The organism is Bartonella mastomydis, from assembly GCF_900185775.1.
GTDB lineage: Bacteria > Pseudomonadota > Alphaproteobacteria > Rhizobiales > Rhizobiaceae > Bartonella > Bartonella elizabethae.
Genome location: NZ_LT883138.1, coordinates 88,439 through 102,673 on the forward strand (window position 1 = coordinate 88,439; position 14,235 = coordinate 102,673).

11 protein-coding genes are annotated in these 14,235 nt (G+C 40.5%); 1 reads left to right on the top strand and 10 read right to left on the bottom strand.

Features of this window, described 5'->3' with window-relative positions:
- Positions 1-15: 15 nt before the first annotated feature.
- Complete coding sequence (pnp, locus tag FJG96_RS03595) at positions 16-2,211, bottom strand: polyribonucleotide nucleotidyltransferase (protein ID WP_139412781.1); 2,196 nt, start codon at positions 2,209-2,211, stop codon at positions 16-18.
- 249 nt (positions 2,212-2,460) lie between these two features.
- Entirely contained in the window at positions 2,461-2,730 is a 270-nt protein-coding gene (gene rpsO, locus FJG96_RS03600) for a 30S ribosomal protein S15 (RefSeq protein WP_005774142.1), read from the bottom strand.
- A gap of 314 nt (positions 2,731-3,044) precedes the next feature.
- Between rpsO and FJG96_RS03605 the strand changes: the two genes are divergently transcribed.
- Positions 3,045-4,673: an MFS transporter gene (locus tag FJG96_RS03605; protein WP_139412782.1), complete on the top strand. Its 1,629-nt coding sequence runs from the start codon at positions 3,045-3,047 to the stop codon at positions 4,671-4,673.
- A 470-nt stretch (positions 4,674-5,143) separates the two neighbouring features.
- Here FJG96_RS03605 and truB read toward each other — a convergent pair whose 3' ends face one another.
- From truB to metK, 8 genes are all read right to left on the bottom strand, one after another.
- On the bottom strand, positions 5,144-6,106 hold the full coding sequence (gene truB, locus FJG96_RS03610) for a tRNA pseudouridine(55) synthase TruB (protein WP_139412783.1): 963 nt from the start codon (positions 6,104-6,106) through the stop codon (positions 5,144-5,146).
- Positions 6,107-6,110: 4 nt separating this feature from the next.
- Entirely contained in the window at positions 6,111-6,515 is a 405-nt protein-coding gene (rbfA, locus tag FJG96_RS03615) for a 30S ribosome-binding factor RbfA (protein WP_005774138.1), read from the bottom strand.
- A 126-nt stretch (positions 6,516-6,641) separates the two neighbouring features.
- Positions 6,642-9,170, bottom strand: a complete 2,529-nt coding sequence (infB, locus tag FJG96_RS03620; protein WP_139412784.1) for a translation initiation factor IF-2 — start codon at positions 9,168-9,170, stop codon at positions 6,642-6,644.
- On the bottom strand, positions 9,167-9,802 hold the full coding sequence (locus FJG96_RS03625) for an RNA-binding protein (protein ID WP_139412785.1): 636 nt from the start codon (positions 9,800-9,802) through the stop codon (positions 9,167-9,169). The genes infB and FJG96_RS03625 overlap by 4 nt, the downstream gene beginning before the upstream one ends.
- Complete coding sequence (gene nusA / locus FJG96_RS03630) at positions 9,803-11,434, bottom strand: transcription termination factor NusA (RefSeq protein ID WP_139412786.1); 1,632 nt, start codon at positions 11,432-11,434, stop codon at positions 9,803-9,805.
- 47 nt (positions 11,435-11,481) lie between these two features.
- A complete protein-coding gene (rimP, locus tag FJG96_RS03635) occupies positions 11,482-12,108 on the bottom strand; it encodes a ribosome maturation factor RimP (RefSeq protein WP_139412787.1) in 627 nt (208 codons plus the stop codon).
- Positions 12,109-12,259: 151 nt separating this feature from the next.
- Complete coding sequence (locus tag FJG96_RS03640) at positions 12,260-12,961, bottom strand: tRNA (guanine(46)-N(7))-methyltransferase TrmB (RefSeq protein ID WP_139412788.1); 702 nt, start codon at positions 12,959-12,961, stop codon at positions 12,260-12,262.
- The gene (metK, locus tag FJG96_RS03645) at positions 12,958-14,226 is read right to left on the bottom strand and encodes a methionine adenosyltransferase (RefSeq protein WP_139412789.1); all 1,269 of its coding nucleotides are present in this window, start codon (positions 14,224-14,226) and stop codon (positions 12,958-12,960) included. The genes FJG96_RS03640 and metK overlap by 4 nt, the downstream gene beginning before the upstream one ends.
- Positions 14,227-14,235 lie beyond the last annotated feature (9 nt).

Genomic DNA, 14,235 nt, shown 5'->3' on the forward strand with positions numbered 1-14,235 from the left:
AATAAGAAGAAAAGATTACTCTTCTTTTTTCTTCCGGCGGCGTTTATTGTCAGATTGTTTTTTTTCATCCAAGCACTTTTCTTCTTTTACCGATTGATCATCGGTCATTTCCTTTCCGGTTTCTTGATCAACGACCTTCATGGACAGTCGAACTTTTCCACGTTCATCAAAGCCCATGAGTTTAACCCAAACTTTATCACCTTCCTTAACAACGTCTGTTGTTTTGGTGACGCGTTCTGATGCAAGTTGAGAGATATGAACGAGCCCATCACGAGAACCAAAAAAGTTTATAAACGCACCAAAGTCTGCAGTTTTTACAACTGTTCCTTGGTAGATAGCACCAACTTCAGGTTCATCGACGATAGAATGGATCCAGCGTTTTGCTGCTTCAATGGTTTTAGCATCAGCAGAAGCAATTTTAATGGTCCCATCATCCTCAATATTAATTTTTGCTCCAGTTTGTTCCACAATTTCTCGAATAACTTTACCACCAGAGCCGATCACATCGCGAATTTTATCAACAGCAATATTCATAACTTCAATACGTGGCGAAAATTCGCTAAGTTCAGCGCGTGCACTGGTTAAAGCTTTGCCCATTTCATGAAGGATATGGATTCGTCCGTCTTTAGCTTGTTCAAGTGCGATTTTCATAATCTCTTCGGTAATACCATCAATTTTGATATCCATTTGCAAAGCAGTAATACCATTTTCTGTTCCTGCAACTTTAAAATCCATATCTCCAAGGTGATCTTCATCTCCTAAGATATCAGACAGAACAGCAAAGCGTTCTCCTTCTTTAATCAAGCCCATGGCAATCCCTGCAACGGGGCGCGCGAGCGGAACACCAGCATCCATGAGAGCAAGCGATGTTCCACAAACCGTTGCCATAGAAGAAGATCCGTTAGATTCAGTAATTTCTGAGACAGCACGAATAGTGTAAGGAAAAGATTCTTTTGTTGGCAACATGGGATGAATTGCTCGCCATGCTAATTTCCCATGTCCAATTTCACGACGACCAGGAGAACCAAGGCGTCCTGTTTCCCCTACTGAAAATGGGGGGAAATTGTAATGAAGAAGGAACGTTTCCTTGTACATCCCCGTTAAGGAATCAACGTATTGTTCATCTTCACCAGTCCCCAATGTTGCAATGACAATCGCTTGTGTTTCTCCACGGGTAAAGAGTGCAGAACCATGTGTGCGGGGAAAAATACTCACTTCTGATTGGATAGGGCGCACAGTAGAAAGATTGCGTCCATCAATACGCTTTTCTGTATCAAGAATGTTTCCGCGAACAATTTTTGCTTGCAACTGTTTAAAGACGGTTGCAATTTGGTCAGCACTAAATTGACAGTCTCCTTCTGTTTCTGGCATAAATTTATGAATGATTTCTGTTTTTAGGGCATCAATTGCGGCGTAACGTTCTTGCTTATCGGTAATTGTGTAGGCCTTTCGTATACCCTGTTCGGCCATTTCTTGCATTGCGTTTTCAAGGTCAGAAAGATCTTCAGGAACAAAATCACGCGGATCTTTTGCAGCTACCTCAGCAAGCTTGATAATAGCATCAATGACAGGTTGAAGGCCTTTGTGACCGAACATCACAGCACCCAACATAATATCTTCTGGTAATTCTTGTGCTTCTGATTCGACCATCAAAACAGCACTTTCTGTTCCAGCAACCACAAGATCAAGTTTTGATTCAGGCATTTCATCGATATGAGGATTGAGAACATATTGTCCATTACAATATCCAACGCGGGCACCTGCTATAGGTCCCATGAAAGGAACTCCTGACAGGGTCAAAGCGGCAGAGGATGCAATCATTGCAAGAATATCGGGATTATTTTCAAGATCATGCTGTATAACGGAAACAATGACTTGTGTATCATTTTTATAACCCTCAACGAAGAGAGGACGAATTGGACGATCAATCAAACGTGAAACCAAAGTTTCATTTTCACTTGGCCGACTTTCGCGTTTTAAATAGCCCCCAGGTATTCGGCCAACAGCATAGGATTTTTCTTGATAATTAACGGTGAGTGGAAAAAAGTCCTGGTCTGGTTTTGGGCTTTTTGCCGATACAACGGTTGCTAAGACAATCGTTTCACCATAGGTAGCAATCACGGCACCATCAGCTTGACGTGCTATTTTCCCTGTTTCAAGGGTGAGCGGACGCCCGGCCCATTCAATTTCTATCTTGTGCGTTTTGAACATTTTTTATCCTTAATGACCAGTGTTTAAATCTTTGATTGCTCACATTCTGGCTTTGCGTAGCATTTTTTTAAGCTCTGGGGTAGACAACAAGCTACTTCCATCTTTGTTGTGAGAAGAGAGAGATAAATTGCCTTAAATGCGAAATAATAAGCAGTGCTATCCCATAATAACGTGTCAGTTTTTAAAATTTTTAATGAAAAGCAACATGTTGAAAAAATGGGTGGTTTTTTACACCACCCCATTTTACTTTTAGCGACGCAAACCTAACTTCTTGATAAGTGTTTGATAACGATTTTGGTCAACTCCTTTAAGATAGTCCAGAAGGCGCCGGCGTTGAGACACCATCTTTAAAAGACCACGACGAGAATGATTATCTTTTTTATGAGATTTAAAGTGGTTTGTTAAATTAGAAATACGTTCAGAAAGTACAGCAATCTGTACTTCTGGTGATCCTGTATCACCAACTTTATTTGCGTATTCTGCGACAAGAGCTTGTTTACGTTCAGCTGTAATCGACATCGTATTATCCTTTCAAAAAACGAAGAAACATAAAGTCACCCATAGCCGAGATGTCGTTCAGCCAGGGTCTGCGAGGAAATAAGAAGAGTCGAAGACTCTTACCCATTTTCGCTCTTATATAGGAAAGAAGGTTAAAATACTAGTCCTTAACAGAATTTTGAAGTCTTTCTTTAAATAAAGGCTTTTGTTTTGAAATATTGATTTAAATAGGGTTTTATGAGAAGTTTTTTAAAGATTTATGCATCCTTTTGATACGAAGATTATGAGCGTGTGTGTGATAACAAAAGTGATAAATACCGATTTGGAGGAAAAAGATGCAGAGCATTTCAACATTCAAACTTTTTCGTAATTCGGTATTTCGAAACTTATGGTCATCTACGCTTATTTCTAATTTAGGGGGGCTGATACAGGCTGTTGGAGCAGGGTGGTTAATGGCGTTAATCAGTTCTTCACATTCCATGGTTGGGTTGGTTCAGAGTGCGACAACATTACCCCTTGTTATGTTTTCTTTGATGGCAGGGGCATTAGCGGACAATTTTAATCGGCGTCAAATTATGCTGTGCGCACAGATTATGATGATGGTCATATCCATGAGTTTATCTATTTTAGCCTATATGGGATTTTTAACACCTTGGCTTTTATTATGTTTCACGTTTTTGATTGGATGTGGCACAGCCTTTTATAATCCTTCTTGGCAAGCAACGATAGGAGATATTGTGAGCAGGGAAAATATTCCTGCTGCTGTTAGTTTGAATAGTGTCGGTTTTAATTTGATGCGGAGTATAGGTCCCGCTATTGGGGGAGCCATCATTGCAACTTTGGGGGCTTCTGCTGCTTTTTTGTTTAATGCTATAAGCTATATCCCTCTTATTGGTGCATTATTTTTCTGGAAGTCGAATGATGAAAACAATCCATTACCAAGAGAAAGACTGTTAGGGGCTGTTTCAGATGGTTTGCGTTACGTTGCGATGTCGCCTAATCTCCTGAGTATTATGGTCCGAGCGTTCCTTTTTGGCATAGGAGCGATTTCGATTTTAGCCCTTTTGCCAATTGTTGCGCATAAAGTTCTCGGAGGAAGTGCCCTTCTTTATGGTACATTGCTTGGTTGTTTTGGGTTAGGAGCCATGACAGCAGGGATTATTAATGCATTTGTACGGCATCATTTTCGTTCAGAAACAATTATTGCAAGTGCATTTATTGGTTTTGCCGTTTCTTGCTTTTTATTGGGAATAAGCCGCTCACTGATTATAAGCCATATTGCTTTATTTCCTGCAGGACTCAGTTGGGTTTTGGCATTATCATTGTTTAATACATCTGTCCAACTCTCTACACCACGCTGGGTTGTTGCGCGTGCTTTAGCACTGTATCAAACGGCATCTTACGGGGGAATGGCTGTTGGAAGTGCGATTTGGGGAGCTTTGGCTGATGGTTATTCTCCAACAATTGCTTTGAGTGTTTGTTCTCTATTCTTGATTGTTGGGGCTCTTGCGGGGGTAAAATTTAGAATTCAAGAAATTCCTCAAATAGATTTGAATCCTCTTGATCATTTTAGAGAGCCAGAACTCTTACTCGACCTAAAAGCAAGAAGTGGTCCGATCATGATCATGATTGATTATCAAATTCATGAAAATGATCTGGAAGAGTTTCTCAAAGTGATGACGCGTCGACGCCATATTCGTTTACGTGATGGTGCGCGCCAATGGGTTCTTTTACGAGATCTTGAAAGACCAGAATATTGGACAGAGGCTTATCATATGCCAACATGGGTAGATTATTTACGCCATAATCATCGTCGTACAAAAGCGGATGCTGAAGTTAATAAGCGTTTGCGTCATTTAAATTGCGCTCCTAACGGTATCAGAGTGCATCGTATGATTGAACGACAGACAATCCCCCAAGTCAATGAGATGCTTTTAAAAGTTCCTTCTGATCATCTTCCTTAAGGTTAGAACAGTTTTTTCGTAAAATATTCAATATGATCATATTTTTGAGATCAATTGGTTAGCATAAGAACAAAAAATGAGTGTTTCAATGGTTAATACATTGATTTAATGATACTTTGTCATTCTTTATGTTGAGTGATAGCCTTAAAATTTAAAGCTTTTCTCATTTTAAAGCTATTGATCTTATTTATATTGAATCAATCCAAATTATTTTCTTGCACATTAAAAATGGGCGCAAACGTATAGGTAAAAACGATTGAAAAAGAAATAAAAAAGCTTCTTATAAAGTTTCTCAAATACGAGGGTTATGACATTAAGGGATAAACACAGTGTATAATGGTTTTGGCTTGTCGCACTTCTTTAAGTTTTGATATGAAGAAGGTGAGCATAGAGAAATAAAAGCAATATATTTCTCTTAATTCGATAGGAAATAATATCCTTCAATAAGAGTGGTTAGAAGAAATAAACACTTAAATTGTGAAAATCCGCTTTGGTTTAAATAGACCTTTGTCAAGAGTGCCAATAGCAAGAAGTTGCTCCTTATAGAGGAGACAAACCTCCTCTTCATCAAGAGGTGTTTTATCAGCGCACAAAGGAATAGAATGCCCCCTCATAACTCTCTGCGCTTGGCTTACGGTAAGCGTATAATGAGGGAGACAATCTAATGCAGCTCCCGTTTCAATGAGCAGTTCATCCAGTGTTGAGAAGTCTTTTTCAAAAGAACTCTGATTTTCATCTGTGGTGTTTTTATTGGGCGATATTGCTGCTTTTAGTTCGTCCCATGTAATGAGATCCTCTTCATCAAAAGGCGCGACGGCAATACGTCTTAAATCAGCGATATGCCCATAGCAACCCAGATCACGTCCCATATCACGTGCTAGCGAGCGCACATAAGTTCCTTTCCCGCAGGTTATTTCAAAGATAGAACACTCTTTTGACGGCATTTCTATGAACTTGAAAGTTTCTATTTCCACTTCACGGGGCGCAATTTCAACGATTTCCCCTTCACGTGCTAGATCATAGGCGCGATTTCCAGCAATTTTTATTGCTGAAAATTGTGGAGGTGTTTGCAAAATAATACCTGTATATTGAGGAAGAAGAGCAAGTATTTCTTCTTGTGTTGGACGTTTGAGAGATGTTTTCGTTATTTCTCCTTCTCGATCATCTGTTGAACGCTCTTGCCCCCAAGCGATATGAAAACGGTAAGTTTTTTTGCCTTGCATCACGTAAGGAACGGTTTTGGTTGCTTCACCTAAGGCAATGGGGAGAAGACCAGAAGCAAGAGGATCAAGCGTACCTGCATGTCCTGCTTTTTGTGCGTGAAAGAGCCATTTGATTTGTGAAACAGCTTCTGTTGATTTCATGCCTTTTGGTTTATCAAATATGACCCAGCCAGAAACAGGACGCCCTTTTTTTTTGCGTTGCCGTGTCATTTCTTTAATCCTCATCTTTACCACTATGAAGATCACGCGCAACCTCAGGTGACCGGAGGAGGGCATCAATTTTTGAAAAATTATCAAAACTATTATCAAGTCTGAAACGCAGTTCTGGCATATATTTCATTTGTCGTAACGCATGACTGATCTCTCCACGGAGAAAACGACTATGTTTGTTGAGGGTATCAACAACATCGGTATGGGAAGAATTTTTCAGTGTGCTGAGAGGTGATACAAAGCAAGTAGCAATTTTTAAATCTGGTGACATGCGCACTTCAGAGACAGAAATGACAACATCTTTCAAGACCTCATCAAGCAAAATATTACGCTGTAGTATATGCGCTACTGCATGACGTACTTGCTCTGCTACTCTAAGTTGGCGTTGTGATGGTCCTGCATTTTTCATCAAAGTTTTATCCTTGCTCCAAGACCTCTTCTTTTGACCATCTCAATAAGGAAAAAAAGAGGTATTGTGTATAGAATTCCAAAAACTTTTCTCATTTTTAAACAGAGTAAAGGCTATTGGATTATTTTATAATGTGCGATTAATATGTTCGATACGGAAGGTCTCAATGATGTCTCCCGCGCGCATATCCTCATAATTTTCAAAGGCTATTCCACATTCTTGACCACTTTGTACTTCATTGACTTCATCTTTAAAGCGTTTGAGTGTTTTCAGTTTTCCTTCGTGAATAACGATATTATCGCGGATAAGGCGAACACCGGCTCCTCGTTCTATTTTACCTTCTGTAACACGACATCCAGCGACTTTTCCGATTTTTGTAATGTTAAAGACTTCTAGAATTTCAGCATTACCAAGGAAAGTTTCACGCTGTTCTGGTGAGAGGAGACCAGACATGGCTGCTTTTATATCATCGACAAGATCATAAATGATGTTGTAATAACGAATTTCAATTCCTTGTGTTTTAGCAAAATCACGCGCCTGTTTATTGGCTCGAACATTAAAACCAATTACAGCTGAGTTAGAAGCTTCCGCAAGAGAAATATCACTTTCGGTAATGCCTCCAGCACCAGAATGGACAACACGCGCACGAACCTCATCATTCCCTAATTTTTCCAATGCCGAAGCGATTGCTTCAATGGATCCTTGCACATCCCCTTTGATGATAAGAGAAAATTCCTTAACACCAGTGGTTTGCAATTTTGTCATCATCTGTTCAAGAGAACCACGTGAACCGGTTTGTCGAGCAACAGCTTTATCACGTGCTAATCGTTGACGATATTCAGAAATTTCGCGTGCTTTTGCTTCATGCGTGACAACAGCAAAACGGTCTCCAGCTTGGGGTGTTCCTTGCATGCCTAAAATTTCAATTGGTGTAGAGGGAACAGCTTCTTTAACATGGCGACCATGGTCGTCAATCAAAGCACGTACCCGCCCCCATTCATTTCCGGCAACAATAATATCAGAAGGGTGTAATGTCCCTTTTTGAACAAGAACGGTTGCAACAGATCCGCGTCCACGATCCAATTTGGCTTCAATGACAACGCCTTCTGCAGTTCGTTGAGGATCTGCTTTTAGATCAAGCATTTCAGCCTGAAGGAGGATAGCTTCCAGAAGTTTATCAAGATTTTGACCCGTTTTAGCGGAAACTTCAACGTCCAAAGTCTCACCGCCCATCGTTTCAACAAACACTTCGTGTTGTAAAAGTTCTGTACGCACTTTTTGTGCATTCGCAGCTGGTTTATCAATTTTGTTGATAGCAACAATAATAGGGACACCAGCAGCTTTAGCGTGATTAATTGATTCAATTGTCTGCGGCATGACACTATCATCAGCGGCGACAACAAGAACAGCAATATCGGTAACACGAGCTCCACGGGCACGCATAGCAGTAAATGCAGCATGCCCCGGTGTATCAATAAAGGTAATTTTTTGACCGTTTTGTTCTACTTGATAGGCACCAATATGCTGCGTAATACCACCTGCTTCACCAGAAACAACATTGGCTTTGCGAATAGCATCCAGAAGAGAAGTTTTTCCATGGTCAACATGGCCCATAATGGTTACAACAGGGGGACGCGGCTGCATATTTTGAGGATTATCCGTTATATTAAAGATACCTTCCTCTACGTCAGATTCTAAAACACGTTTAACAGTATGACCAAATTCAACAGCAATGAGTTCGGCAACGTCTGCATCAATAACATCGCCAGGTTTCATCATTTGTCCTTGTTTCATTAAAAATTTAATGACATCAACAGAACGCTCAGTCATACGTTGTGCGAGCTCTTGAATGGTAATCGTTTCAGGAAGAACAACCTCGCGAGAAATTTTTTCTCTTGGTTCTTGGTTTTGTGCACGCTTAAACTTTTCCTGTCTGCGTCGCATTGCAGCCATTGATCGCCCCCGCGCACTTCCTTCATCGTCCAGCGCGCTATTAAGAGTCAGTTTTCCACGGCGTCGCTCATCAGCTCCTTTGATAACTTTTGGTGCACGTATTTCTGATTTAGCAGGATTAGCACGTCGGCTATGCCGTTCTTCCTCTTTATTTTCATCTATTTTGCGTTTTTCAATCACAGTTGCATTTTTAGGCGTAAGAGGAATATCTGTCTCCTCAATGAGGGGAGGCTCAGAAAAAACAGGTGGAATCTGTACTGGCGATTTTTCTTCTTCTTGTTTTTGAAGTATTTCTTTTTCTTTGATTTCTTGCTTTAAAATTTCTTCACGCTCTTTAGCGCGTCTTGCTTCTTTTTCAGCTTGTTCTCTCGTTATCCTTTCTTGGATATGTGCTTCTTCTAACGCACGAAGTCTTGCTTCCATTTCAGCCGATGAAAGATTGCTTTTGGCCACAGATTCTTTAGGTTTTTTTTCTTCAAAACGCGGTTTAGAGCGCTGAGGTGCCACATGCGGCTTTGTAATAGGCTGAAGGGTCTCAGCTTTTTCATCAGGTCGCGTAATTTTACGTCGTTTGGTTTCGACAACGACAGCCTTCGTACGGCCATGGCTAAAATTTTGTTTGACCGTACTCGTTTCCAAGACAGACCGCTTGAGAGTTAGTGTCTTCTTGCCTGTTGTTTTGTCGTTGTTATTTTCACTCATTGTACTTCCTTCACGGCTTGTGCCGTCATCTCACCGTGTTTACTATGGTTGTCATCACGATAGCTGATCAATTTATATGTCGTTTTAAGAAATCCTTCCGCAGCCTTTGTGTCCAATAAGGCTGCATGCATGACAGGAGTAGAGCCAAAAGCCACGCGCATTTCATCACTTGTAAATAAAGATATGGTTTTTATTGTCCGATTTGTTTGTTGGTGTATTGTATGGATGGCCTGTGCAATTTTTCGTTTTCCATCTTCTGTTGTTTCTTTAGCATGAAGTACAAGAATAACTTTACCGGAGCGGATAGCAGTGTCAACCTTGGTTGCTCCCGTGACAACAGCTCCCGCTTTTCTTGCCATGGAAAGGCTTGAAAGAGCGGCTTTGAGTAAAAGCGTATCGACAATATGCACAAGATTTGGTGCAACCTCAACCTCTGTTTTAAAACTTTTATGAAAAGCTTTCTGTTTGATCGCTTTCTCAATAACAGCATGATGGGCAGAAATCCAAACGCCACGCCCTGGTAAATTCGCTTTAAGATCAGGAACAATTTGGTTATTGGGACCCATAACAAAGCGGATCAGCGTTTGTGCTGAAGCATTTTGTCGGGTCACAATGCAAGTTCGTTCATTCATTTAAAGTGTATCCACATTCAAATCATCTGTTTTCTCATTTTCTGTAGAGTTTTCATCTTCTACAGGATTTTCTGTAATAAGATCAGCTTGGTCTATCCAGCCTGCTTGTACACGTGCGGCTAAAACCATAGCTTCTGCATCTGCGCGTGTAATGTCAAAAGGGGTTAAAATACCAGAAAAGTTTTTTGTTTGTCCTTCTTTACGTTCTCTCCAACCAGCTAAATCATCAACGGCATAGCCAGCAAAGTCTTCTATTGTTTTTACACCATCCTCACCTACAGCAACCAGCATAGCACTTGTCATTCCAGGAAGTGTACGCAATTCGTCAGAAACTCCAAGCTTTTTGCGTTTTTCATCAAGTTCTTTTTCTTGATGCTCAAGATATTCGCGGGCCCGACTTTGGATTTCATTAGCGGTATCATGGTCAAAACCATCAATAGAAGCAATTTCTTCAAGATCAATATAGGCAATTTCTTCAATAGAAGAAAAGCCCTCTGATGCCATAACCTGCCCGATCATTTCGTCAACCTCTAAGGCTTCCATAAACAATTTACTGCGTTCAGTAAATTCTTTTTGACGATTTTCAGATTCTTCCTTTTCCGTTAAAATATCAATGTTCCATCCTGTTAATTGTGAAGCTAAGCGAACATTTTGTCCACGTCGTCCAATAGCGAGGCTGAGTTGATCATCCGGAACAATGACTTCAATGCGTTCAGCATCTTCATCAAGAATGATTTTAGAAACTTCAGCAGGTTGCAATGCATTAACGACAAATGTTGCAGCATCAGGCGACCAAGGAATAATATCAATTTTTTCACCTTGTAACTCTGCAACAACAGCCTGTACACGGCTTCCTCGCATTCCCACACATGCGCCAACAGGATCAATAGAACCATCGCGTGAAACAACAGCAATTTTGGCTCGTGAACCTGGATCACGGGCAACGGATTTGATTTCTATAATACCATCATAAATTTCTGGAACTTCCATCGTAAAAAGTTTTACCATAAATTGAGGATGTGTGCGTGAAAGAAAAATTTGAGGTCCACGTGTTTCACGATGTACATCATTAACAAAAGCTCGGATACGGTCTCCATAGCGGAAGGATTCACGGGGAATTAATTCATCGCGACGCACAATAGCTTCACCGCGTCCTAAATCAACGATAACATTGCCATATTCCACACGTTTGACTGTACCAGAAATAATTTCACCAACTTTATTTTTGAATTCTTCATATTGCTGATCACGCTCTGCGTCACGTACTTTTTGTACAATCACCTGTTTAGCCGATTGTGCTGCGATGCGTCCAAAATCCATAGGAGGTAAAAGATCAGCAAAAAAATCACCAATTTTTGCATCTGCTTGGCGTTTGAGTGCATCGGATAAAGTAATTTCCGTTGTATAGTCTTCAACAACATCAACGATTTTAAGCAGGCGTTGTAATTTAATTTCACCTGTTTTGGAATTGATTTCAGCACGAATATTGGTTTCTTGACCATAACGAGAACGTGCTGCTTTCTGAATGGCATCAGCCATCGCAGAAATGACAATTTCACGGTCGATTGACTTTTCACGTGCAACAGCATCTGCAATTTGCAAAATCTCAAGCCTGTTAGCGCTTGTAGCCATCAAATTTCTCCTTCTTTGTGCCACACGATGGGTATTTCCCAGTGATATTATTTTTTGAAATTGAGCGTCTGTATTGAGTCGGTAGGAGTATCTTCGGAAATGAATTGTTGACTTAAATCTTTATTTTTTTTCAATGCATCGCGAATAAGCTCATCGGTAAGCACTAAATGCGCGCTTATGATATCACAAAAGGAAATAGAGGTATACATGGCTTCTCCGTAAGCAGCTTTATCAGTGTTTAAAATAAATCCATCTTGCGTGATATTAGTAAGTGTTCCACGAAATTTTCGGCGTCCATCAATGGTTATTTTGGTTTCAATTTTTGCAAGATGCCCTTGCCAATGAAAAAAATCGGATTTTCGTACCAATGGACGATCAATTCCTGGGGATGAGATTTCTAAATGATATTTGCGTTCGATAACATTTTCCACATCAAGGAGGGGGGAAACAGTCCGACTAACAGTTTCACAATCTTCTACGGTGAGAGAACCATCAGCCCGTTCAACCATAATTTGAAGTGTTAAACCATTTTGTCCAAGAAGCTTCACACGAACCAAACGAAAACCTAAAGGTTTAAGCAATGGTATGACAAGAGCAGCAACTCTTGCCTCGATACCATCTTCTTCAAAAAGACGTGGCTCATCAAGATTGCTTATTTTCTCAGCTTCGTTCATACATTTTATCCAAGTTATTTTCGTCAGTTTTACGATATTAAAAAAGAGCAGGTCCAACGACCCACTCTTCATCATAAGACCAAGAATTTAGTTATTGATACTCTTAAATTCAAAATTTTTCAAGATCTTTATGAGAAAAGCGCTTGATCTTTTATTTCTTGATAAAGGTAAGATAGGTAGGTGTTCGCCCTTCTCGTAAAGCTTTTGCTTCATAGCGGGTTCCTCTCCATAGTGGATAAGGGGTTTTCCAATCTTGGGGGCTTTCTGCTTTCCACTCAAAGTGATCATGGTGTGCACAATGATAGAGGGTCCAGTTTACATAACTATCTATATCGCTAGCAAAACGAAAAATTTTTCCCGTTTTAAGAACGCGAGCAAAACGGTTAAGATTTTTTATGTTGATGAAACGCCGTTTCCAGTGCTTCCTTTTAGGCCAAGGATCAGGGTAGAAAAGATCTATTCCATCAAGTGAGTTATCAGGAAGCCAATCAAGCAGGCGTGTAGCATCATCATTATAGAGACGGAGATGATTTTGATAGTGTATCTGCTGTTCAAGGGAAAACAATATTTTTGCCATGCCATTGATAAAAGGTTCGATGCCGATAAAACCGGTTTGTGGAAAATGTTCCATTTCATGGAGTAAATGTTCACCGCCACCAAAGCCGATTTCAAGTCGAATTTCTTTTACTTTACTCGAAAATAAGGATGTGAGATTTGAGGGAGGAGGGATATTTAAATCAATATTAAAATGAGGGAGAAGCATTTTTATACGCGCAAGCTGATTGTTTCGCAGCTGCTTTCCTTGCCGGCGTCCAAAAAAGGCTTCACTCTTGCGTGCATTATGTTTCATCATGGGATTTTGATCATTGTTTGAAGCGTTTTCACGAGATCAGTTTTTTCCCATGAAAATGAACCATCATGCTTTGGTTTTCGCCCAAAATGACCATAAGCAGCTGTTTTTGTATAGATCGGTTTATTAAGATCAAGATGTTTGCGAATTCCAGTGGGAGAAAGGTCCATTATTTTTCGAATAGCTGCTTCAATAACCTTTTCATCGACTTTTCCTGTTCCATGAAGATTAAGATAAATCGATAAAGGTTGCGCAATACCAATTGCATAGGAGAGCTGAATGGTACACCGCTCTGCTAAATGAGCAGCAACAATGTTTTTAGCCAGATAGCGTGCTGCATAGGCTGCAGAACGATCAACTTTTGTTGTATCTTTTCCTGAGAAAGCACCGCCTCCATGGGGGGCAGCTCCTCCGTAAGTATCCACGATAATTTTGCGTCCCGTCAGTCCAGCATCGCTTTGAGGGCCACCAATGACAAATTTTCCTGTTGGGTTAATATACCAACTGCATTGAGCTGCAATGGGAATATCATGTAAAGCTTGACGAATATAAGGCTCAACGACTGTGCGAACTTTATTGGAATCCCAACTTTCGTCAAGATGCTGTGTTGAAAGAACGATGGATGTTACTTCTATGGGTTTTCCATCTTTATAGCGTATGGTGATTTGGCTTTTAGCATCTGGTCCTAATTTCCCAGTTTCTCCTTCTCCTTTATGGCGGGCTGCGGCAAGAAGTTTGAGAATTTTATGCGCATAATAAATGGGTGCAGGCATAAGGTCAGGTGTCTCACGGCAAGCATATCCAAACATGATGCCTTGATCACCTGCTCCTTCTTCACCATGCCGATCTGTCGCATTATCAACGCCTCTTGCAATGTCAGCGGATTGAGGGCGCAAAAGAACATCAATTTTAACAGTTTTCCAATGGAAACCTGCTTGTTCATAGCCAATGGCGCGAATAGCCCGACGCGCTGCTGTACGAAAACGCGTAGGATTAATGAGTGGAAAGCCAGTTTCATCATAAATAAATTCTTTATTTTTATCTTTTTTTAAGAGCGTATCAGGAACACGGACTTCACCGGCGATAACAACACGGTTGACACTGACGAGAGTTTCACAAGCAACGCGCACTAGCCACGGATCAGTACCAGTCTTTTGCGCTTCTTTATAGATCATATCAACGATTTCATCAGAAATACGATCACAAATTTTATCAGGATGCCCTTCCGATACCGATTCGCTCGTAAAAAGATAATCTTGATGCGGCATAGGAACTCC